This is a genomic window from Leisingera sp. SS27 (genome assembly GCF_028368855.1).
GTDB lineage: Bacteria > Pseudomonadota > Alphaproteobacteria > Rhodobacterales > Rhodobacteraceae > Leisingera.
In genome coordinates this window covers 134,277-156,329 of record NZ_JAQNCY010000007.1, presented here as the reverse complement: position 1 = coordinate 156,329, position 22,053 = coordinate 134,277, and the positions used below count along the sequence as shown (strand labels likewise).

General features: G+C 57.4%; 23 protein-coding genes. 5 read left to right on the top strand and 18 right to left on the bottom strand.

Annotation, left to right across the window (positions count from 1 at the left end; genetic code table 11):
• Nucleotides 1-89 precede the first annotated feature (89 nt).
• Nucleotides 90-2,618: a hypothetical protein gene (locus N6L27_RS15885; RefSeq protein ID WP_271908277.1), complete on the bottom strand. Its 2,529-nt coding sequence runs from the start codon at nucleotides 2,616-2,618 to the stop codon at nucleotides 90-92.
• Nucleotides 2,619-2,866: 248 nt separating this feature from the next.
• Between N6L27_RS15885 and N6L27_RS15880 the strand changes: the two genes are divergently transcribed.
• On the top strand, nucleotides 2,867-3,775 hold the full coding sequence (locus N6L27_RS15880; protein WP_260018929.1) for a LysR family transcriptional regulator: 909 nt from the start codon (nucleotides 2,867-2,869) through the stop codon (nucleotides 3,773-3,775).
• A gap of 12 nt (nucleotides 3,776-3,787) precedes the next feature.
• Here the strand turns inward: N6L27_RS15880 and N6L27_RS15875 are convergent, their stop codons facing one another.
• From N6L27_RS15875 to N6L27_RS15800, 16 genes are all read right to left on the bottom strand, one after another.
• Complete coding sequence (locus N6L27_RS15875; protein WP_271908276.1) at nucleotides 3,788-4,615, bottom strand: hypothetical protein; 828 nt, start codon at nucleotides 4,613-4,615, stop codon at nucleotides 3,788-3,790.
• Nucleotides 4,616-4,717: 102 nt separating this feature from the next.
• Nucleotides 4,718-5,506: a tetratricopeptide repeat protein gene (locus tag N6L27_RS15870; protein ID WP_271908275.1), complete on the bottom strand. Its 789-nt coding sequence runs from the start codon at nucleotides 5,504-5,506 to the stop codon at nucleotides 4,718-4,720.
• A 56-nt stretch (nucleotides 5,507-5,562) separates the two neighbouring features.
• Nucleotides 5,563-6,591: an EscU/YscU/HrcU family type III secretion system export apparatus switch protein gene (locus N6L27_RS15865; protein WP_271908274.1), complete on the bottom strand. Its 1,029-nt coding sequence runs from the start codon at nucleotides 6,589-6,591 to the stop codon at nucleotides 5,563-5,565.
• Entirely contained in the window at nucleotides 6,588-7,379 is a 792-nt protein-coding gene (locus N6L27_RS15860; protein ID WP_271908273.1) for an EscT/YscT/HrcT family type III secretion system export apparatus protein, read from the bottom strand. Before N6L27_RS15860 ends, N6L27_RS15865 begins: the two co-directional genes overlap by 4 nt.
• A gap of 10 nt (nucleotides 7,380-7,389) precedes the next feature.
• Nucleotides 7,390-7,653 (bottom strand): type III secretion system export apparatus subunit SctS, encoded by a 264-nt coding sequence (sctS, locus tag N6L27_RS15855; RefSeq protein ID WP_271908272.1) that lies wholly within the window; start codon nucleotides 7,651-7,653, stop codon nucleotides 7,390-7,392.
• Between the two features lie 11 nt (nucleotides 7,654-7,664).
• Nucleotides 7,665-8,318: a type III secretion system export apparatus subunit SctR gene (sctR, locus tag N6L27_RS15850; RefSeq protein ID WP_260018924.1), complete on the bottom strand. Its 654-nt coding sequence runs from the start codon at nucleotides 8,316-8,318 to the stop codon at nucleotides 7,665-7,667.
• Complete coding sequence (locus N6L27_RS15845) at nucleotides 8,311-9,468, bottom strand: FliM/FliN family flagellar motor switch protein (RefSeq protein ID WP_271908271.1); 1,158 nt, start codon at nucleotides 9,466-9,468, stop codon at nucleotides 8,311-8,313. Before N6L27_RS15845 ends, sctR begins: the two co-directional genes overlap by 8 nt.
• A complete protein-coding gene (locus tag N6L27_RS15840) occupies nucleotides 9,465-9,950 on the bottom strand; it encodes a YscO family type III secretion system apparatus protein (RefSeq protein ID WP_271908269.1) in 486 nt (161 codons plus the stop codon). The genes N6L27_RS15845 and N6L27_RS15840 overlap by 4 nt, the downstream gene beginning before the upstream one ends.
• Nucleotides 9,943-11,259 (bottom strand): FliI/YscN family ATPase, encoded by a 1,317-nt coding sequence (locus N6L27_RS15835; protein WP_271908268.1) that lies wholly within the window; start codon nucleotides 11,257-11,259, stop codon nucleotides 9,943-9,945. Before N6L27_RS15835 ends, N6L27_RS15840 begins: the two co-directional genes overlap by 8 nt.
• The gene (locus N6L27_RS15830; protein ID WP_271908267.1) at nucleotides 11,249-11,863 is read right to left on the bottom strand and encodes an HrpE/YscL family type III secretion apparatus protein; all 615 of its coding nucleotides are present in this window, start codon (nucleotides 11,861-11,863) and stop codon (nucleotides 11,249-11,251) included. The genes N6L27_RS15835 and N6L27_RS15830 overlap by 11 nt, the downstream gene beginning before the upstream one ends.
• Nucleotides 11,850-12,479, bottom strand: coding sequence for a hypothetical protein (locus N6L27_RS15825; RefSeq protein ID WP_271908266.1), 630 nt, complete (start codon nucleotides 12,477-12,479; stop codon nucleotides 11,850-11,852). Before N6L27_RS15825 ends, N6L27_RS15830 begins: the two co-directional genes overlap by 14 nt.
• Nucleotides 12,476-13,312: a type III secretion system inner membrane ring lipoprotein SctJ gene (gene sctJ / locus N6L27_RS15820; RefSeq protein ID WP_271908265.1), complete on the bottom strand. Its 837-nt coding sequence runs from the start codon at nucleotides 13,310-13,312 to the stop codon at nucleotides 12,476-12,478. Before sctJ ends, N6L27_RS15825 begins: the two co-directional genes overlap by 4 nt.
• Nucleotides 13,281-13,682 (bottom strand): hypothetical protein, encoded by a 402-nt coding sequence (locus N6L27_RS15815; protein ID WP_271908264.1) that lies wholly within the window; start codon nucleotides 13,680-13,682, stop codon nucleotides 13,281-13,283. Before N6L27_RS15815 ends, sctJ begins: the two co-directional genes overlap by 32 nt.
• Nucleotides 13,683-14,138 carry a hypothetical protein gene (locus N6L27_RS15810; RefSeq protein WP_271908263.1) on the bottom strand — a complete coding sequence of 152 codons (456 nt, stop codon included), beginning with the start codon at nucleotides 14,136-14,138 and terminating at the stop codon, nucleotides 13,683-13,685. It abuts the gene before it with no gap.
• Nucleotides 14,135-15,244, bottom strand: coding sequence for an FHA domain-containing protein (locus N6L27_RS15805; RefSeq protein ID WP_271908262.1), 1,110 nt, complete (start codon nucleotides 15,242-15,244; stop codon nucleotides 14,135-14,137). The genes N6L27_RS15810 and N6L27_RS15805 overlap by 4 nt, the downstream gene beginning before the upstream one ends.
• The gene (locus N6L27_RS15800; RefSeq protein ID WP_271908261.1) at nucleotides 15,244-15,513 is read right to left on the bottom strand and encodes a hypothetical protein; all 270 of its coding nucleotides are present in this window, start codon (nucleotides 15,511-15,513) and stop codon (nucleotides 15,244-15,246) included. Before N6L27_RS15800 ends, N6L27_RS15805 begins: the two co-directional genes overlap by 1 nt.
• A 910-nt stretch (nucleotides 15,514-16,423) precedes the next feature.
• Between N6L27_RS15800 and N6L27_RS15795 the strand changes: the two genes are divergently transcribed.
• Complete coding sequence (locus tag N6L27_RS15795; RefSeq protein WP_271908260.1) at nucleotides 16,424-17,362, top strand: LysR family transcriptional regulator; 939 nt, start codon at nucleotides 16,424-16,426, stop codon at nucleotides 17,360-17,362.
• A gap of 78 nt (nucleotides 17,363-17,440) precedes the next feature.
• Nucleotides 17,441-17,671, top strand: coding sequence for a hypothetical protein (locus N6L27_RS15790; protein WP_271908259.1), 231 nt, complete (start codon nucleotides 17,441-17,443; stop codon nucleotides 17,669-17,671).
• Between the two features lie 191 nt (nucleotides 17,672-17,862).
• Here N6L27_RS15790 and N6L27_RS15785 read toward each other — a convergent pair whose 3' ends face one another.
• Nucleotides 17,863-18,258 (bottom strand): hypothetical protein, encoded by a 396-nt coding sequence (locus tag N6L27_RS15785; protein WP_271908258.1) that lies wholly within the window; start codon nucleotides 18,256-18,258, stop codon nucleotides 17,863-17,865.
• Nucleotides 18,259-19,157: 899 nt separating this feature from the next.
• Here N6L27_RS15785 and N6L27_RS15780 point away from each other — a divergent pair.
• Both N6L27_RS15780 and N6L27_RS15775 read left to right on the top strand, forming a co-directional pair.
• The gene (locus N6L27_RS15780) at nucleotides 19,158-20,189 is read left to right on the top strand and encodes a hypothetical protein (protein WP_271908257.1); all 1,032 of its coding nucleotides are present in this window, start codon (nucleotides 19,158-19,160) and stop codon (nucleotides 20,187-20,189) included.
• Nucleotides 20,190-20,595: 406 nt separating this feature from the next.
• Nucleotides 20,596-21,996: a class I SAM-dependent methyltransferase gene (locus N6L27_RS15775; protein WP_271908256.1), complete on the top strand. Its 1,401-nt coding sequence runs from the start codon at nucleotides 20,596-20,598 to the stop codon at nucleotides 21,994-21,996.
• Nucleotides 21,997-22,053 lie beyond the last annotated feature (57 nt).

Here is a 22,053-nt window from a genome sequence, read left to right as displayed (position 1 = left end):
ATACTTGGCCGCTGATACGGAGGGTCAGCGCCAAGCCGTCCGGGTGGAAAGCTTGGCTGTCAGTCAGATCAAGCCCGAAGTTTCACTGGTTAATTCCGTTTGTTCATCGGCGCAAAGATATCATCCATGTCCTGCTGAGAAAATGCCGCGACCGATTCCGTTGCTTCCGCGGTTCCCGCGGCGGTATCGCCTTCCAAGCTTTCATCTTCCTCGGGAATTGTTTCGAGACCTGGCGGGGTGCTTATTGTGTACCTGTCAGGCACCTCAACGCCACCTGCGGCCTGCTCCTCTGGTGCGCTTCTGCTGGCAGACCGGCCGTAGGCCTCTTCAAATTGCGCTTGACTGTAACGGATGGCCTTGTCGTCATCGGCGATGCCCAGCTCAAAGGAGCGGGAGAAGGTGATATCGGCCTTTTCCATGACGCTTGCCAGGAAGGGAATGCCGAACTTGGCGCCCTGACCATAGGTTTTGCTTTCGGTCATCGATACGCTGAAGTCGATGTCGTCGTGAAACTTTTTTGGGTTTTCAAGGATCGTTTTCAGCTTCTTTTTCAGCTCAGCCGCATCTTCGTGGCCGAATTCCTGGATTGTCTCAGTTCTAGCCTTGTCAAATGCCTCCGGTTTTACGGTCATTGTAGCGTTGAACTTCAGGTTCCGCTTGCGGACATCGTAGTCTTCGCCTGTCGCCTCTTTCAGCGTCGATATGGCTTTTGCCATGATTTTGGCAGCGCGTTTCTCGCCAAACAGGGATTCCGGCTTGAGGCCGGAACTGCCTTCTGCGGTCCAGCGCTCCTTGCGGGTTGGAATGGTCGAGCGTTTGGCGCTCATCTCCCGGAGCTGAGAGTCCGCCTGCGGCACTGAGACTTTTTTGTCCTTTGGATCACTTCCGTTTTTATTGCGTGTCAGAGCAGTGCCTTCGCCGGCGAAATTCTGGTGGCGCGTTGTGATGTTGTAGCTGCCTGTCGGCTGCCCGGTCTCCGGTTTTGGAGTTTCGACATCGGGATTTGCCGGTTCAGGGGAAGGCTCAACCCTGGGATCCCAATCCACACCGTCCCTGATCTGGGACAGTCCCCATCCAAAGCCAGCGTCGGTTGACGCATCGCCGTTCCAGATCGTGTGCTCGGCTTTGACTTTTTCAGTCTTCACTTCAACCTTGACCTTAGTTCCGTCGCCAGCGGACGAGTCCTGAAGCTTGTAGGTCTTGTCCTTGCCGCCCAACTCCTTGCCGACACTGACCGTAGCGAACCCGCCCATATTGGCCTCGCCTAGCGAATCCGCATAGCCGCCGGGGCCAAACGCGGCCCAGGCTGCAAACTTGTTGGTCGATTTCTTTCCGTGAACAGCGTCGTCTCCTTGGTCCTTGGAAACATCGTGATCCATATAAAGATTGAAGAACTCGGCTGTTCTTTCCAGCGACTGGTCCTTGATGGTGAGGCTGCGCTCCTCCTTGTGGCTGCCGCCGGCATTTGCGGCGGCAAACAGGAAACTGTTGTCGACACTCTCTTCCAATCCGCCGACGGTTCCAAAGTCAGGCGCCACGCTTGCCCGCAAACCTGCGCCGTCAGCCTGGTCGTACTTCAGTTTGATCGAGAAATTGCCGTCGTCCTGGCGTTCAATCTTGAACCCTGTGGTGCGGTCGTGATTGACATCAAGACCCACTGTCGGCCCAACCGGCAGGGCCACGATAGCGCCAATGGGGATGCGCGGCCCCCACTTCACATTGGTTGCCATGTCAATGTTGATCGAGGAGCCCGGCCGGGTGCTGTCCAGGTAGGCGGCAAAGGATTTTTTGAGGTCGTCGCGTGTTTCGGTGTTGAAGACCTTGTTCATGCTGGATTTTGCCAGCCACCGCCCTGGCGAGGCTTTGTTTAGCTGTGAGGCCGGATCGTTGCCGTATTTTCCGGTTTCCCTGTTATTGTCATTTCGCACGGCGAGCGCAGCCAGTTTGCCGCCGGTTTTGAAAAGCTGGGCCCATTGCTTCCCCTCTTTTATGGCGGCTTTCTTTGCCAGTGTAGCCTCGTTTCGGCCCTCGCCCTTGTAGCGTTCTTTCTTAACTTCACGCTTGCGTACAGATTCGGCGTCCTGATGCACAACCTTTGTGTTCGCGCGGACTTTGCCCATGATCAGTGTGGGCTTCATATGCATGAACGCCCGGGCAACTTTGCTTTTGCTCTGAAGGTCCCTGAAGGCAGCGTTCTCAGAAGCCGCAGGCTTTTGATCCGCCGCCTTGCCGGGAGCAGCTGACCCGCGCTTGACCTGCGCACGTTCCGGACTTGCCCGTTCAAAGGGAGATGCCGCAGTCTGAGCTGGGGTGCGGTCTGCCTGCTTGCCAAGGAAGGCGCCTGCTCTGCGTTTGGTTGCTGCCCGTGTCTCGCTTCCCCTTTGGAACGGGGAGGCCTCAGTCTCATCTGCGCCGCGGGCAGATGCGTTGGAAGCAGCGGCGAAAACCTGCCGTGCCGGCACTTGGTCTGCTGCTCCGGCTTGTGCCGCCTGCGCATTCTGTGCGGCATTTGACGTATTCTGGGACACGCCCTGGCGCTGCCGTGATTGAGGAGCGGTTTCTTGCTGAGACGGTGGCAATTGCGGTTGCACGTTCTGTGGCGATATCCTATCCGGCACGGCAAATCTCCTCTTCAGGCCCGAGCGTTCTGAGTGCCCGGCTCCTTTGTGACTGACTAGACTACTGCAACTTCAGCTTAAGAGTGTGCAGCTAATCGCGCCGATTAAGTTATAGATAATTGTTATGCCGTTCAGTGCTGAGTGACGCTGGTCAACTTTCGCACCCTTTGCGGGGACAAGCGCAACAGCTGCTATCCTTGAGGATAGCGGTTGCCTGACATTGACAAGGTACTTTGAGGTCCGACTGCATGAGCATAACAATCACACCTCATGTCCGCATTTTTGTGGCCGTTGTTGAGTCCGGATCCATCACAGCTGCGGCGGAAAAGCTTGCGCTTGCCAAGTCGAGTGTCAGTCAATCCCTGAAGGACCTTGAAAATTCGCTGGGCACGCGCCTCCTGAACCGGACAACACGGCAGCAATCGCTGACCGAAACCGGCGGCATGTACTATCAGGCTTGCCTTAAGATCATGTCGATGGCCAGGGAGGCCGAGGAGGAGATCAGTTCCGCGCTTGATACTCCCGCAGGAGAGCTGACCATCACAGCCCCCTTCGCCACCGTATGTTCCGCCGTGATTCCGGCCTTGAAAAAAATCCGTGCAGATTATCCGGAAGTCATGCCGCGCCTGTTGATTGATGATTCCCGCCTTGACCTGATCAGCAATAAAATCGATGTCGCCATTCGCCTGGGAGAATTGCCGGACAGCAATTACCGTACCCAAACAGTTGGCTACATGCCGGCGTCGCTGTGGGTCAGCCGGGATTATCTGGGATATTCCGGGTTTAGACAGGACGGGGTCAGCGATCCCTCTGAAGTTGCCCGTTACCGTTACATTGCGCAGAACTGGCAGGGCAATCCGATCCAGCATTCCTATCGCACTCCGGATGGGAAACAGGCCAAGCTGGTGTTCGAGACCTGCGTTCAATGCAATACGGCGGCTGTAGCCCGCGGCCTGGTCAAAGACGGGTTCGGAATGGCGCTATTGCCGGATATTCTGATGGAGGAATTCGTCGAAACGGGCGAGGTGGTCAAAGCACTGCCGCAACTCGAGCAGCCGCCGACACGCATTTCCGCGATTCATCCCTACGGAGACAAGGCACCCCTGTCTGTCCGCCGTTTCATTGACACGTTTCGGGCTGAACTGAAGGCTGAATAACCGGTGCGTTCTTCATTTTTTTGCAGTCTTCAGCCGGGCTAACGCGAATTCGGCTTCGGCAATCGCCAGCTGTCCCTTTGCCAGAGCCTTGTGATGCCGGGCATCTTCAAGCCGGAGGCCTTGTTCCGCCAGCGCCGAAGCCTTGTTAGATTTCTCGCGGCTGATTATGCCGCTGATCGTTTTCTGGCGCTGTTCCTCGCGTTTGATGGTGCCTTCCATGGCCTTTTTCTGCAGGCTGAGCTGCCCCTTCAAGGCATTGGTCACCGCGGCTATGTTCTTTTCCAGCGACTTGATTTCTTTTGCGTTTGGTCCCGGATTGCGCTTCAGCTGTGCCAGCCGCGCCTTTTTCAGTTTCAGCTCCTCAATTACCGGCTTGTTTAGTTCCTTGAAGTTCTTTGAGAAAATTTCGAATTTCTGCTTGGCCTGCCTTGCGGCGGCTTGGCTTTGCTTTTCGTCTGCCCGCAACTGGGTGATGTTCTTGTCAAAGCTGTTTTCCGTGCGCTGCAGGCGGTTCTTTTGTTCTGCAACCCGGTCGCGGGCTTGCGTCAGGCCGGATTTTGCGGACTTGACCTCCTGTTTCGCCATTTTCTGTTCTGGTGAAAGGGCCTCTTTCTTGAAAACCTTCGCTGCTTCCGAGAACAGGCTCGTGAGACTGGATTTCGGTTTTGGTTGCGGAGCGACTCCTGGAGAAGACGGCAGCGCAGGCTGTTTCTTCTGCTGCTTCTTTGTCTGCAACGGTCCTGTCTGCTGAAGGTCAGCACCGGCAGTTTTGGGAGAAAAAGAAATTTTCATCGCGGCCTCCTGCCTCTGGAGCAGAAGCCGGGATGCGGCTGAAGTCAAAATAGGAAAATCCTATCTCGCTGGATCGCGGCGCACAGATACTGGCCCTGCGATGACCCGGTCTTGCTTCAGCTCTGCAAAAGTTTGGCAGCTGGCGCGATGTCACCTGGCGAGGACAAGAGCCCGTGACAAAAGGCGAAAATTCTCATTGGCCTGCGCTGTCGACAGGTCGACGGACGCCGTGCGCTGAGCTTGTTGGTGCTCACCTGACAAATATTGCGTGATGGCCAGATTTTGCCGGATGGTTGCATTGTCCGGATTGGACTGCGTCAGAGCAGCGAACAGGGGCTTGGACAGGCTCGGCGAACCGTTCAGTGTCATGGAAAGGGCGAAATTATTAAGCGTTTTCGTGTGGCCGGGTTCCACCAGAAGGATCTCCCGGTAGATCGCCTGAGCCTTGCTGTGCTGGCGCTGCAGATCATAGGCAACGGCCAGCCCGTTCCTGGCGTCGATATTGGACGGATTTTTCTGCAGCGCCGACTGGAACGCCTGTTCCGCATCTCGGGGTTTGTTCTGGGCCAGTCCAACACGGCCCAGCCCGATGTGCCCTTCCTCGCGGGCACCCAGCGCTATAGCTTTCCGGTAGCTGGTCTCAGCCTTCAGGAAGGCATTGATACGGAAGTAGGAATCGCCCAGTTCAAGAAAGGCCTTGTGGGATTGGCTGTTGCGCTCTGCAACCCGGTCGTAGATGCCGTAGCCTTGGCTGTATTCACCGTTTCTGACAAATTGCTCGGCCACATTGATTTGCGACGACACGCTGGTGAAATTACTGTTCGGAGTCGCACAAGCGGCGAGACTCAGCGCTGCCGCCAGCGCGGCCATTCCAAAGCGCGATGCTGCCTTGCTGCGTCCGGCCCGGGCAAGGGTTTGTGTAGATGCAACCTTATCCATGGCACACCGCTTTCCTCAATCGATACGGAGCTGTTTTGAGTTCCGCGCTGATCCTTTCAGGATGCATTGCGGGCCTGCTCCATTTTTATGACCTTATGTATACCCGCGGCCGACTTTGCAGGCAAATATGAACCGGGCGCTGCCATTTTGTGGAGTTCTTTTGCAACACCCGGAAGGTTGTAAAGACCCACACCATAACTCTGGCTGCGCCGGAGAGTCTTTCCGATGCTTCCTCCACGCGCCTTGGCAACCATGAATGGCGGCGTTTGGGAATCCGGGTAATAGATTACCGCGACCATATACTGCTCTCCATAGATGACGTGGGTGGCTTCTTTGAGGCTGGGCAAATTCGCTTCCCGCATAGCAATCGACTTGCGCTCGCCCTTGACCTGCGGATCGCCTTCCTGCCCCTTGAACTCATTTTTCACATCATCCTTCGACATCATGTTCTGCTTTCGGAACAAGGCGTTTTGAACCTTGTAGTCGGCAGCGGCAAGCAGCAGCAGCACGACAAGAATGACTGCAAGAAGAGTTTTCAGATACCCGATGAAGAGCGGAGCCAGGCAATAGACGCCGCAATGGCTGGCGTTGATGACATCCGTGAAGTTGTTCCGGATCGTGATGTACAACAGGAGAGACAGGATTATGAAGTAAGTCAGGATCCGTCCAAAGTTGTAGAGGGTATTCTTTGAAAACAATGACTTGAGGCCGTTAACAGGGTTCAGCTTCTCAAATTTCGGCTTCATCGCCTTGGGGGCGAAGTTGAACCTGTTCAGAAACAGCCCGAACAGCAGGGTGAATGCAAATGCGGCCCCCAGAAAGATAAAGAAGACCACTGCCAGCTCCTTGATGCTGATCAGCACAAGGCCCAGGCCCTCGTCAAACCCGGTCTGAACGGAGCTGATCACGTTGCTGAGGACAGCCTGCAAGGAGTCTGAAATCCGGCCGGCCAGTCCCGCCAGCAGCAAGACGGAAACCGTCAGGAAGACAGCTTCGATCACGTTCTTTCGCTGTGGCAGCTGGCCTTCCTTGCGGGCATCGTCCAGCTTTTTCTGCGTTGGCTCTTCTGTCTTTTCCCCGCTCACGGCACCAGAACCTTTGACATCATGGCCAGCGCTTCGCCGAAGGTCATCATGATCTTCGGATAGATTATCTCGAGGTAGAAGAAGAGCAGGATCAGCATGATCGCGGATTTTACCGGCATGCCGAAAGTCAGGGCATTCAGGCTTTGGGCGCTGCGGGCGAGGAAGGCGATCACAACGTCGGCAATCACCATAAAGCCGGAAATCGGCATGGCGACCGCCAGGGCAGTGACAAACAGAATGCCCGCGAATTGGATCAGAAGCGCGGAAGAATTGGCCGAAACGTCCGGGAAGGGGGCGGTTGGCGGCCAGATGCGGGTGCTCTCAAACAGCATTGTCAGGACCATCAGCAGCCCGCCGCTGGTAAAGAAATAGGCGCTGAAGGTCTGCGCCAGCAAAATGGCGGTGGGTGTTGTCTGGGCCGCAAAAATAACATCGTAGTCCTGTGCCTGCGTGCTTCCGCGCTGTGTGTCCAGAACCACGCCTGCAAACTCCAGACCGCGCACCGGCAGCCAGGTCAGCACGCCCAGAAGAAATCCCAGAACAAATTCCTTCAGCACCAGGACATGCAGATTCCGTCCCAATTCCGGTGTGCTGTGCAGCTGCATGACAACCGGCGGTGCACAAATGAAGGCTGCGGCCAGAATGAAGCCCAGACGAACGGAGCGTCCCATCGCCCGCTTGCTGAAGAAGGGGGAGACGGCGAAATATGCGGTGAATCTGGCCATCACCAGAAGCGTGCCGGAAATGGCGAAGTCGATGAGACCTGTATCAAAGGGTTCGAATTCCATTCCCGCGCGCCTACTGGCCGCCGATCCGGTCAAGCGTCTGCTCCAGCAGCTTAAGCAGTTCATAGGACATCCAGCTGCCGGTAAAGAAGAACATTGCAACCACCGCCGCGAGCTTGGCCGCGAAGGCAAGGGTTTGCTCTTGCAGCTGAATCAGGGTCTGCAGCAGGGCAATGATCAGGCCAACAACCGTCGCGGCGATGATGATTGGCATGGACAGGTAAAAGACCATCAGAACAGCGTTCTTTGCGGTCAGCATGACTTCATTCGGGGACATGAATGCTCCTGTCAGACATAGCTCAGGATCAGCCCGTGGAGCAGCCGGGCCCATCCGTCCGCGGCCACAAACAGCAGGATCTTGATCGGCAGGGACACCAGCATCGGCGGAACCATCATTGCGCCCATTGCCAGCAGGATGTTGGAGACGATCATGTCCACGACCACAAAGGGCAGAAACAGCAGAAAGGCAATTTCAAAGGCCCGTGTGATTTCCGAGGTGACATGAGCGGGCAGCAGCAGAAAGATGTTGTCGGGTTTGATGTAGCCATGCATCGTTTCCGGCCAGATCGCCCGCGCCGCATCCATGAAGAATTCCAGCTCGCGTTCATTGGAAAACCGGGTCAGATAGCCGGACATATTGGTGGTCATCACATCAAAGACCCGGAGTGCGCTGTCCCAGTCCGTCAAACCCAGGTTTTGCTGTTGCAGCTCCCGCAGAATGGCATCGCCCACCGGCACCATGATGAATGCGGTCAGGGTGAGCGCAATGGAGTTGATGACCATCCCGGATGGTGCCTGCTGAACCCCCAGCGCATTGCGCAGCAGCATGAGAACAATGGAAATCTTGGTAAATGCCGTGCCCATCACAACCAGGAACGGCAGGAATGTCAGCCCCATAATTGCAATTGCCGTGGGGATGATGGCTGGCAGGTCCTCACTCATCTGCGGCAGTGCTCTTCGGATGCCATTTAGCGATCTGCAACCCGATACTGTCACCGATCTGAACCAGTTGCCCGGTGCCAACCGGGGTGCCGTTTGCCTCGATGGTGAGCGCGGTGCTCAGATCGAATTCCAGTTCCAGCACCGACCCGCCTGCAAGGCGGCTGAAGTCTGCCAGCGTCAAGGTCTTTGAGGCCAGTTTGAAATCCAGCCGCACTGGCAGGTCTTCCAGCGGAAATCCCTGTGCGGGAGGCTGCATGCCATCCGGTTCTGCGTCCTGAATGGTGCTTTCAGCCTCCAGCCAGTCCGCGCCGCCGTCCTCTGAATACCCGTCTGCTTGTGCGTCGTACTCGGACAGCTCCGACGAAAAAAAATCTTGTTCCTGCATGCTGTTTCCCCAATTGCCTTGGCCTTGAAACGTGGCAACGCCATCGTTCCCCAGTGTTCCGTCCCAAAGTCTGTCCGGGCCAAGCCGGGCCTGAATTGGAATGCCCTGTGCGCCTGACGGAAGCAGAAGAATGTCGCCCGGCGACAGGATCCGGAAATCACCGAGCGCAACCATCCGTGGCGCGGTCTGGACACCGAATTGAAATCCCGGGTCGGCCAGACTGACGCGCGAGTCTGCGATCTGATTTGCAAGGGCTGTCACGGTATCCGCCTGCACGGACCAGGTACGGATGGCAAAGGCATATCCTGCGCCGTCCAGAAAAACCGTGCCGCCGATGGCACCGGCAAGGTCCTGCGGTCCGAGACGCATCAGGCCCTGTTCTGCCCAGGCGGCTTCGATTTCTTGGGTCAGGCCGATGGTCTCGAGCACTTGCGACAGCGCATACATGGCCAGCCAGTCTGTACGGACAGCGGCCGCGGGCTCCTGCTCCCAGCCTGGCAGGCAGAGATCGCAGACGCGGCTGACCAGTTCGGGGGCAACAAAGAGGTCGAAACTTCCAAAGCCGGTTTCGGCGGATATCCCTATCAGCTGGTCCGGAAGCGCCTCCATCCCCTGAAAGACAATGCCTATGGAATAAGGCACGGTTTCGGTATCCGATCCGAAAACCCGAAACTCGCCGTCAAAAAACCACTGCCGTCCTGCAAGCAAATTGCACAGTGCGGCCGCATCCGGGGCGATTTTCGGGAACCCGGCAAACTTGTTCATCTCGACGCCCTTGCCCGTCCAAAGCGGGTTTCAACAAAGGCGTCGATTTCGGCGTCTTCGGCGTGGGCGAGGGCTGCCTTGTGCTCTTCTTTCAGAATGTTCAGAATTTCAGTGCTCTTGTTCAAAGACGCCTGCGCCGCCCGTTTGTCCAGGCTTGCCTGCCGCTGCGCGGCTTCTGCCTCCTGCAGCTCCTCTTCGGCCTGCCGGACGTCATCCATCAGCGCGACGGCCTTTTCCTCTGCCGCTTTCAGGGTCTGTTCAATGGCGGTGAGATCGGTGACCGCCACTCGGGTATTGAGCACTTCATTCAGCAAGTCGATTTCAAGTGTCATGATTTCCTTGCGGTAATCCTCCACCGCAGCGCGGGCGTCCTCGACGGCCTTCACTGCCGCAACCCGCACGCGCTTGGCGGCCTGTTCAGCACTGCGGAACCGGTCCAGCTTGCGGTTCCGGACCGAAACGAGGGAGGCAAATTCACGCATGGCCGAGCATCTCGAACAGCTGCGACAGGGTGTCTTCGTAAGAGGAAAACTCACTGGTCCGCTGCCTGAGGAAGCCGTCAATGAGCGGCTTGTAGTGTATTGCCGCGTCTGCTTCGGGGTCCGAGCCTTCGATGTACTCGCCGATCCGGACGAGCAGCTCTATCTCCTGGTATTTTGCAAGCAGGCCCCGCATCTTGCCGATGACTGCCTGGTGGTCTTCGCTGGTGATGGCTCCCAAAACCCGGCTGGCGCTGCTGAGCACGTCAATCGCCGGGTAATGGCCGGAGGCCGCCAGTTTGCGGGACAGCACAATATGCCCGTCCAGCAGCGAACGCACCTCGTCTGCTACTGGCTCATTCATGTCGTCGCCCTCGACCAGCACCGTGTAAAGTGCAGTAATCGAGCCGTGTTCGTTCTTGCCCGTGCGTTCCAGCAGCGAGGGCAGGCGTTCAAAGACCGAGGGGGGAAACCCGCGGCGCGTTGGCGGTTCGCCGGCGGAGAGACCGATCTGCCGCTGCGCCCGGGCGAACCGGGTCAGGCTGTCCATCAGCAACAGCACCCGTTCTCCGCGGTCGCGGTGGTACTCGGCAATGGCCGTTGCGCTGTAGGCAGCCTTGACCTGTTCGATGGCCGGGCTGTCTGACGTGGCGACAATCACGATGGATTTTGCCATGCCTTCCGGACCCAGCTGGTGTTCGACGAATTCCCGGACTTCGCGGCCGCGCTCGCCGATCAGTGCAATTACGCAGCGGTCGCATTCCGCAAATTTGACCAGCATGGACATCAGGGTGGACTTGCCGCCGCCCGCGGCGGCAAAAATGCCAACCCGCTGCCCGTCGCCGCAGGTCAAAACCCCGTCTAATGCCCGTACGCCGAGCGAAAACGGCCTGTCAATGACCGGGCGGCTCATCGGGTCGGGGGGAGGGCGCATGCCGGGGTAGAACTGTTCTGTCTCGATCGCGGGGCCGCCGTCAATCGGCTTGCCCAGGCCGTTCACGACCCGGCCTGTCATCGCTTCGCCCACGGGAACCAGAAACTCGGGCATGACCGGCCGGATGGTAGAGTTATAGGACATGCCATTGGAGAAGCCGTAAGGGGTTAGCAGCGCCTCGGGGCCGTCAAAGCCAACCACCTCGGCCAGGATCGGGTCCTGGCTGGCGCGGGTGATGGAGCAAATTTCGCCGATGCTGTAGTTGCCGGTGGCCCGGACCACCGCGCCCGAAACATTCTGCACCCGCCCGTATTTCTTGAAGATTGCCGGGCCAGTGCTGTCCAGGCCTTCCTTGCGGTTTTTCGGGTCAGACTGCATCTGTGCCACCCCGTTCCGCGGTTTTCACAAATGCGGTGATCAGCTGTTCGACCATGACTGGCACGCTGGCGTTGATGACCTCTGTATCGGTGTAGATCATGCAGTCGTCTGCTGACATGGACTGATCGAATTCAGCACTGATTTGCACCTGGCTGCCAAAGCGGTCGCGAAAGGCCTGCACTGCATGAGCAAACGCGCTGGCGTGATCCGGATGCACCCGTGCAACGAGGGCGGTTTCGGATCTGAGTTCAGCCAGGACCGAAGCAAATGTCGCTTCCAGAAGATCCGCCTTGGGCATGCCGCCAAGCACCTGGCGCAGGCTGCGGGTAACCAGCTCTTCAACCCTGCCGGCCAGATCTTGCCGGGCGGCATCCAGGCGCCCGCTGGCCTCGGCAAACAGCTGCAGGCCAGCCTCGTAGCCGGATTGCAGCGCCTTGGCCTCCGTTTCCTTGGCCAATTCGGTGATCCTGAGCTGCTCCTGTTCCGCCCAAACCCTGGCCGCAGCGACACAGGCATCGGCTTCATTGACAGCGGCAAGCAGATCCCCGCGGATGATCCCGTTGGCCGGCATAGGAGCCTGGCCTGGCAGCTCAATCCTGCGCATCCTGCGCCTCCCCGGAAGACCAAATCGGCACCGCAAGGCGCACGTAAGTCTCAAAAACCTGCCTGTCGGGATCTTCGGCCGGAAAAACCTTCTCCCCGGCAAAGGTTCCGGCTGGAAACCGCAGCAACAGGCGCTGGCGGCAAGCCTTGGGCAGAACCCCGATCAGATGAGTGAGAACATGCCCGGCGTAGAGCTCAAGCATGTCAATCGAGAGGCTGGAAAGGACGGGAAAGGCTGCGAAGACTGGCAGATTCCCTTTGCGCAGGACATCCAGAACACGGGCATCCCCGCACCATTCGATCACTGTATTGAGCCGCTGGCTCTGTGTTGTTGAAATCACGGCTGAAAAGTTAATCAGCACCGACTGAATCCGCGCCAGACGCAGCAATTCGTCACGGCTGCTGAAGACTATGCTTTCATACATGCCCGCTGTATCGCCGGGCAGCTGCGGCAGTGGCAGCAAGCTGTCGCGCAGGAAGTCATCAATAGAGAGCCGCAGCATCGGAGTCTGCCACAGAGATGCAGCCAGAGCCGGGTTGTTCAGCCCTGTCATGGCTTGAAACTGATCGGGCACCACATACTCCGAAGGGCGTGCTGACATCTTGGCAAAACTCAAGGTGCCGACCTCCCGCTGCCGCGGCCTTGCAGCCATTTGAAGATTCCAAAGGAGCCTGCAAGGCCAATTACCGCCAGCAACGCTGCAGCACCTGCCAGGAACCTGGCAGTTTGCAGGCTGCTCTGATGCACAAGCAGACCGGCAAAGCTGACCATTTGACCCGTTTCGACCTTGGGCGGAGGAACCGGAGACAACACCACGCCGACCCGTTCGTAATCAATGTTTTCAATGCTGAAGGAGACCAGCTGCTTGATCTGCGGGATCAGGTTTTCGGTTATGTAGTCTTCGCCGATGACCACCAGAACGGATGCACTGGGCGGCGGCGGGTCTTCAAACGGTTTGGTATTGCGGGGGTTTGCTATGTGCACCTCCGCAGAAACCACGCCGGGCAGCGAGGAGATCGACTTGGACAGCTCCTGGCTCAGGGCAAAATTGAAGCGGGCCCACTCTTGCATCGGGCTGGCGACAAGCCCGTCGGTACTGAAAACTTCACCCATGTTGACGAACTTGCGGCGCGGCAGGCCATATGCGTTCAGCAATTCAACCGCTGCACCGAATTGGGATTTCTCAACAAAAAGCGTGACGCTGCCATCCTGTTTTTCCTTAGAGGCGGCAAGACCGTGGCCCAGCAGCTTGGACAGCATCTCGTTTGCTTCGCGCTCTTCCAGATTGCTGTTCAGTTCCACCTGGCAGCCCGCCAGGAAGACGGCGGCTGCGAACACTGCCAGCTTGCACCAGCAACGGAGATTGCCAAGCGAGTCCCGGATCATGACGCGCGACCTGTCGCAGCCCGCAGGTGCATCATTGCGCAGACAGGATTTGCTGGATGCCATTTGTCGTCTTGCTGATTGCCTTGATGGCAAACTCGATCTTTATCTTGTCAGCGTTTGATTTCACCTTGTCGCGGATGTAGTCCGTGTTGCTGTTGTGCATCTCGATGATCTTCTTTTTAACAGCTTCCATCAGCGCCCGGGTTTCGGGATCAGTGAACTGGTCATCCCACTTCTTGAACTGATCCTGAACGTGCTGGGGAAGTTTGAGTATCGCGCTGCCGGGCTCCAGCGATTTTTCAATATCGCCGGAGATGTGCCGCTCATACCCCTTCAGCGTCTCGCTGAAGTTCTTGGCAATTCCGGGCACGCCGGCTTCTTCCTGGGCAGGCAGCGATGGCGCCGCCGTTGCGTTGCTGGTGGCTGAGATCATTTACGCGTCCTCCGAATGGGGTATTTCGTCTGAAGCTTCGATGGTTTCGAAAAGCTCATCGGCGCATTCGGCGATGACGGTGGAAACCGCGGCAATTGCTGACGGCGATGTGACAAGTTCTTCTGCCAGGTAAGCCTGGCCGAGCTCATGAGCCTGCTCAATGCTGCCAGCCTGTTGCAGCAGGTAGAGATGGAAGGCGACGGCCTCGTCGCGATTGTTCTCTGTCTGAAAGGCGCCGGATGTTTCCAGAAAAAGCCGGGCCTCTTCTGTCTGACCAATGGAATGCAGGTACATGGCTTCCAGAACAAATGCGCCGGCGTTGGCGGGGCGTTCTTCCTGGATGAGCTTCAAAAGCGGTTGGGCCAAATCGCCATACCCGGTTTTGATCGCTGTTGCGGCGATGTTCCCCAGCACAAACATGTCGTCTGCATTGAATTCAGGTCCGGCGGTATTCATTGCAGCTCCACTTTCTGCCGGGAGCCGCTGATCTCGATAACAATTGACTTCTGATGCACCTGTATGAGCTTGGCGTCTTTGCCGATCGTTTCGCCCGGGCGGACTGTTTTTCCGTCTTCCAGAAGCACATAAGGGAAATCACCTGCCCAGGTTCCGGCGATTTTGCTTTCGACCATCGCGGCAGTTTCCTGCAGGCGGCTGTCGTAGACGACACTTTTCAGGCCCGGGACATCAGCAAGCAGGCTGGTTCGCAGCATCTGCGCCTTGGGGGCGTCTGCGGTCAGCCCGGATACGCTGACCACACCCTCATCGACGGTCTCGATTGTTGCTCCCAGGGCCAAGCTTTCAACGACGACTTCCGCAGCCTCGGCCAACCGGTCGTCCGCAAAAAAGCGCGGAGAAAAATGCGGGGCCGAGTCGGACAGGGCGGCCTCTATCCGCTCTTGCTCAGCCCTGTCCGTGACCCGCAGGACTCCGGTCCAGGCATCGCCTGATCGGGCAAGGCCGGTTACCTGCAGGCCAAGCGCTTCAAGCCCGGCAAGAATTTCCTGCCGGTCTGGGATGGTAGTTTGCGCGGCAAGGGTCGGGTCCATAGCCTTTGCAGGGCTAGCGGTTTCAGGCGCTTCCCTTGATCCTGTTCCGGGCAGCTCAGTTTCAACTGCGCCAACCTGAGTCAGCAAGAGAACGCCGGCCATCAGGCCAATTGCAACGCTTCCAGCCAGCTTGATCCGCCAGCCCTGTGCCGGCTTTCCGGCCGGTGCCGGTTGCGGCAGGGAAGCTGTTGGGGAGCTCAGCATTTCGCCCTGCATCTTGATCTGCGTTCCGCCAATCGTCAGGCTGTCGCCCCAGCCCCATTGCAGCACGGATCCCGGTGCGGCTGGACGGCCTGCAGGTTCGCCGCTGCTTTGAAAATAACCGCTGGAGTCCGGCGACATTTCCACTTCCACGCCATGAGGGGACACCTTGATCAGAAAATGCAGCGGGTCGATCTGCTCCTCCAGGAGCACAATATCGGAACTGATGCTTGAGCCGACGGCATGCACACCTTCGCCGAGGCTGACAAACCGATCCTCCAGCTCTTCAGAGATGATTTTGATGATCAGCATTAGCTTGGCTCACCGCTCTCCGGACCTGTGCTGCCCAGCAGGTCGAGCAGCGCCACGGATTGGTCGATTACTTTGATTGCCCGGACATATTTGGCCGGATCGGCTCCGGCTGATGACGTTTGCGACATGTTCCTCAACAGCATTTTCCGGCGAAGCTGAAGGTACGTCTTCACTGCAGGCAGCCCGCCCAGCATCCCGTCGTGGAGGATGCTGTCGAAGCTTACATCAGCTTCGCTGAAGGATTTAAACGAGCCGCTGGCAACAGGCATAACAAATACCCCCGATTCAATCTTAGATAACCTTATGTTCAGGTTATGACGTAATCTGTTTTTGTTATTTCTGATGCGCTGCGGTTTTGCTGATGCCGGGCAGGGGTCAAGAAAGGGTCAGTATGCATTACCTTATTTCAAGATTTTATGGCCCATTCACATATCTTATTTGCATTTTCCTTTTGCCTGCAGCTAAAGAAGCGTTGCCTGGAAAGGTGGCCGGAATGGGTTGCAATCGATCGAACGCGCAACTAGTAAGAGCTCCAAGGGGATCTTGGTTTTTTGATCCATCCTGAAAGCTCGATTATGCGGTCGGATGGCTTTTGCAATTTTAGGGGTTATAACTTGCGGTCAAACTATTCATTTAGTTTTGTGCAAGTTTCGCGCCAGTTTTTGGAGGCGAATGAATTCCAAAATTCTTGATTCAATTTCCTGAATCGGGTGACTGCTAAGAAAATCCTCTCATGAGGATGCGCTCCTGTCTGCACCCGTGCAACTGCTTCCTGTCTTTCAAGTAGTTTAAGATCTCAACTTAACTATCTGAAAGTATGAGCTGAACCGTAGAATTTGGCGGAGGGGGCATTGAAGTGTGCCGTCTGAAACTCAAAACCACACATAGTTCCGTATGATCGGGGTTCATTTTTCAAGGTAGGCGTAATGAATGGAGAAGTTCACTGTTTTGTTACCTCACCATATCATTTATAATCACCCTTGATTGTAAGGGTATGTATTGCTCGTTCGACACTGGCGAACATACAATCCGAGGCAAAACACTTAAGTTTCTATCAAAATTGTGCCCTTGTATTTGCTGCGAAGGCAAATAGTGATTCCAGCTATCCGTTGGTCATTAACCGCTCAACTGATCTGTTAGCGTGCATGCCTTTTCCGTCTTGGGTGAGGGTGAGATTATATGGAAATCAGTCTTAGGAAGATGAAGGTTTTTATGGCCATTGTGGAGGCCGGCAGTTTTACTAAGGGCGCGGCGGCAGTAAAAATTTCACAGCCGGCAGCCGCAGCCATCGTCGATGAAATAGAAGGCATCTCAAAGCACCAGTTGTTTCTGAGATCCGGAAAAGTCCGAACCGCCAAACTGACCCGGGAGGGAGAGGAGGTCTTCAAGGTGTTCTCGCGCGTGGTCAGCTCTTATGAGCTGGAAATCGGCAAGATCACCAGCCTCCACAGGTCGCTGCGGAAGTCTTCGCTGATCCAAGATGCGTACTCCTCCAGCATTGATGTAAGCCGACTGACCGGAATTATGCGCCGCTACCAGGAGAGCAATATCGAGATTGGAACCCGCAGCCGCCGGGAAGTCATAGACTCGGTTGCCAAACGGGAGGCGATCCTAGGTGTGATTGATGATGCTCCCGACAACTCGAACGTGGATTTCAAGCAGATTGGTGTGGTGTCCATTTCCCTGGCCGTGCCGTCAGGACTGAACATCCTGAGCGACAGCCAGCGAGCGTTGCCTTGGCGGAACGTGCCCGACAGCGCGGCGATTTTTTCGGGTGTCAGCCCCAAACTGCTGTCGCAAATTCAGGCCAACCTGTCTGTCGCCGGCCTGGACACAGGCAATATGATTACCATTAACAACAAAGAATTTGCACGCAGCTTCCTGAGTGATCTGAGGCGGCCGGTTGTGATTCCTTCTACGATGACAGAGGAAATCGAGGCACTTGGCTTAGGCCGCGTGCTAACCTTCTCGCATTCCCCGGTTTCGGCTCCGCTGGGGATCATCGCTCCCAAGGGCTATATCAATGCGATGAAGATCTCCAACCGCGAGTTGCAGAGCATCTTGAGGTCTGGCCAAACTGGCGGCCAGGAGGACGATCTGGTGCAGCGTGTCGGATAACCAGCTATGCCGCAGGATAGCATAACTGGAAAGGGCGGCAGCTGGCAGGAGGGAAGCCAAGAGCGCTTGCCTAAGCACATGCAGCTGATTTCCAACGTTTTTCAATTCTCGCACGCGGAAATCGCCGATGTCATCAGGCGCCTTAACACCGGGGAGAGCTTGGGTGCAGCGATTGGCGAGGCTGCCCGGTTTGTTGCCGACTCGGATCTGCCGGATGAGGATAAGGATCTTCTGCTCCAGCTGCTGCACGAAGAAGAACAGGTTCTGCAGTTCTCTCGCACTGCGCGCAATTCTGTTGTGGAAATCTGAAGTTCTGTCCTGCGGATAGGATCCGCCTCAAAGCCAGAGCATTCTGTGAAGGGTCTGGCTATTTGCTGGATCCCTTGGCGCTATGGTTTGTCCTGGCTGAGCAGCAACGGAAAATGCCCTGCCGGTTGCCGGCAGGGCAGGGTCATTTTCAAACGCATGAAGTTAACGTTAAGCTCTGACCGATAGCGGCGTCAATTGAACTGCATGTCTCCGAAGCTTGGACCCTGGCCGCCGCCCATGCCGTGCGCCATTGCGCCGGCCTGAGGCCCGCCGCAGCCGCCCATGCCCTGTCCCTGGCTTTGGCCGCCGCCGCAACCCTGCCCGCCTTGACCGCCGCCGCCGGCCTGGGCGCCGCCGCACTGCTGTTCTGCACCCTGCGCACCGTTCTGGTTCATGGCAGTAAGCAGCTGCTGGAGCTGCTTGTCTTGCTCCTCATCCTTCTTCTTGAGCTCATCCATCTGTTTGGTGAAATCTTCGCCCTGGGCTTTCAGATCATCCTTGGCGCCACCGACCTGGCCGCCAATCTGGTCTGCGGCCTGATTCTGTTGCATCATGTTCATGAGCGACATCATCATTTGCATTATCATACCGGTTCTCCTAATAAATTCATTTGTTTGCAGGCGGATGAACTAACGGCAGTACATTGTGGCTGCAAAAAAGGGGCCGCCTTACAATTGCCATGATTCACCACGGCGGCCGGATAACCTCATCAGAATTTGCTATATTCCCGCGTGCACGTACTGAGCGCGGCTTCAGAGGAAGCGGCATTGTGCGCCAGCGCCCCTACCTTCGCAGCCCCTTTGGCTGCGGCAGATAGGAAATTCAAATGCCAGGATAACCCCAGGTTTTGCTAGGAGCAGGAAACGAGAGCCGGACGGCTCCAGGGATGCAACAAACAGAGGCGGGCGGGATGCGGACTCCGGTACCAGCTAATAGGCCGGTTCAGCAGCCAATCAATGGCGCAGCGGCGGACAATGCGCAGAGGCGGTCTGAAGCCAAGGCCGCCCGCTCCGCCGCGGCCAAGGCTGACAAAACCACCGCCGGCGGGCCGCGGGGCGCTGCCTCCAACGCGGTATGGAAGGAAGCGGGGGCCGCCGCGGCTGCGGGAAAAAACGGATCCCTGCCGCGTGACGCGGAAATCTCCCGTATTTCCTTCCTTGATGCCAGCGGCCGAAGCCATAAGGCGGATGTGAAACCGACCGGCCAGCGCCATCTGGGACGCGAAAGCATCTATGCGGAAATCGGCCTGAACGGCCAGCCCACCGGCCGCACTTTCACACGGGACGGGGAAACGGACGAATTCATCCTGTTGCATGCGGAGCGCAACAAACCGGCAACAGCCAGGCCGGCAGCTGCCCGGTCCGATGACAAAACGCCGTCACCAGCGGGCCAAAACCAGCAAGCCACCTCCGCTGGTACCCGTCCCAGGGCCGCACATGCAGCGGCGGACGGAGGCCGGGAGAGCGAGGTCTTTCTGCAAGGTCTCTTGGCGGAAGTGAAAAAGGACCCGGCGCTCCTGGGCGCAAGGGGGTTTACGTCGCGGTCAGTTGCCGACAGGCAGGGTGTGAACTTTTCGCAGCTGCCGGATGCTGCGAAATTTCGCGTCATGGCCGAACTCATGAAGGGAGCCAGCACGGAGATTCCAAGGAAAACGTCTCACAAAATCGCCGAGCAGCTGACCGCACGCGATCCGCAGCTTGGCCGCTTTCTGAACAGCACTTACACTGTCAAGGGCAAGGAGTTTCAATACCGCTCCAAGCTGACGGATGAAAAAACACCCACAGACAAAATCAGCGTGCTGGAACGGGTCTGCAAAAGCCGCATGAACAAAGTGCTGAGTTTTGCCGAGTGCACCGGTGCTGCCATGTATGCGGCCGGCTATATTGCGCGGCCGATCAACGAGGCGCTTCGCGCCGGAGATAAATCCCATCCCGCACAGGATCTGGCCAAGGTGGTCCGCGGCGCGGCCCATAAGCTCCATCATTCCAGAACCGCGGCCGCCAACCAGCTGAGGTTTTCAGACATGTCGCCCTATAACGGGGCCTACCGGTACATTCAGCCGCCTGCCGCAGCCAACGGGCAGCCGCAGAATTCCAGGGAGTTTGTTCTGGAAAAAATCGGCAAACCCGGGGACATCATCACCGATCCCTCGATCGTGAGTACCTCCATGTCGTTCACTGCAGCCAGCCACCGGCTGATAACTGGTGTTGCTGGAGGGACGCCAAAGGTCTGTGTTCTGTACAATCAGCCGCAATCCATTATCCCGCTGGTGGACAAGATGGAGCCGGAATCAAGTTATGAGAACCGTAAAGGCATTGAGCCCAACGGATTGGGGCATTGCACGGCTTATGCCGAGGCGATCATCGCTCCCGGCAGCCATTTCCGGGTTGCAGATGTGTCCTATGATGCAAAGAAGAAGTTCACGACAGTCATCCTGGAGCAAATTCCCGCAAGCGTGCTCGAAGCGGAAGATGACCGGGCGCCGGTAAGCCGCCTTGTCGACTATGATTTGGGGTGACCCTTAGGTTCAGGCCGGACAGGCTTCGGGACCGTAACACGGGCACCGGCCTGTTCCGGCAGGCAAAGGTATCGGGAAAGCCGAATTGCCCATAGGCAGCCGTTATCGAACAGTGGCTCAGAGAGCGCACAGCCCTGAGTGCTTCTTCCTTTTGCTGCCTTGATGTGCAGGCCACGCTTTCCTGGCTCAGACCCGGCGTTTTTTCATGCGCTCAGGCGAGCTGATCGGGCGGGCGGCGGTGCTGGGCCGCCATGCAGGCAGATATGCCTGCTGCGGCACGGATGTCATTCAAGAGGGAAGTGCTTAAGCCGCGCGTCAGAATGGAGTTAAACACATGGCATCTGCTGGTCCGGTCACGAATAACCACGGATATTACACGGAATCTGCTTATACTAAGAGCATTCACATGAAGTTTGATCCCCGTCGGCTGGCCGCGGTGGCGCGGGCAGGCGGGAGTGCTGCGCCGGACCCGATGGAGCCGTTCACCTATGCCGACTTCGGGTGCGGGTACGGGCTGACGGTTATCATGCTTGCGCAAGCTTTGCCGCATGGCCAGTTCTTTGGAATTGATCTGATGCCGGAGCACATGGAGGCTGCACAGGCCTATGCCAGCCAGCTGGGGGTCAAAAATGTCACCTTCATCGCCTCTGCCTTTGATGAGATACAGGCGCACGCTTTGCCGCCGCTGGATTTTGCCGTGGCGCATGGCATTCTCAGCTGGGTGGCGCCGGAAGTGCGCCGCTCGTTGCGGCGCATCGTTTCCAGCAGCCTGAAGCCGGACGGCCTGTTCGCCGCAAGCTATAACCTGGGGTCCTCCGAACGCCTGAGCATCCCGCAAGTCCGCAGCTTGATGGTGGAGGCCATCGCGCGCGGCGTACCTGAAGATACCGCATTGCAGCAAGGCGTGGAAATGATGCAGTACGCCCATGGCGGCGCGGCAGGCCAATTCCTGGGCGCTGGTGAGAGCGACCAGCTCGCCTATCTGCGGCACGAATACCTTAGTCAGAATTGGACCTGTTTTTCGCATCTGCAGGTGGCCTCGGAAATGGCGGAAGACGGGCTGATGTTCCGCGGTCCGTATCTGTCCGATGCCTGCCTTGTTCCGGTGGGCGAACGGGCGTTGCCCATTGCAGATCCGCTGTACTGGGAGGACGTTAACGCGCTGCGTGAGAAGAACACCTTTGCCTTGTCGCTGTTTTCACGAATGGACGCAGGAGAGTCCGGTCCGCAGCCAGCAAAACAGATGCCGTCGGGGTATCTGACACTGCTCCCCAGTGTGGCAAATTTGCTCGTTGGAGAAGGGTTCCATCCTGTATTTGACGCGATGGGGAAATCTTCTGCACCGCATCCGGGCATTCCGCTGTCGGAGATTGGCCGCCGTGCAGCAGATGCCTATTCGCAGAATGCGCTGGCCCGTATGCTGCACAACAGCAGCTTCGTGGCGTTTTCGAACAAACCTTTCCAGCCGTCTGTCGGTGCTGGCCAGAGAGCCTTTGTTCTCTCGGATGAGGTGCGGGAACAGATTGCGCGCCATGACAGCATCCTGCCGGTGAACCGGACCCTGATCTGCCCGGGTACCCAGACAGTGATTTCTCCGCTGCACGACCTGCCATGGCTGGTGCTGACCCATTGTTCTGACGTGCCGGTTGACCATTACGCCGAGGTGCTGCTTCAGCTGCCGGGTATCCGCAGCATGCTGGCTCATCCGACCTACACATCCAGAGACGGGCTTTCTTCGCTGCTCCATGCCTGGCACTCCCGCTGGGCGCCTTGGCTGGCTGCGCAGGGTGTACTGGCCCTCAAATAAGCTGACGCAAAGGAGCGGGGGGTGCGGGAAAGCCTGAGGACTCTGTGTCCTCCGGCC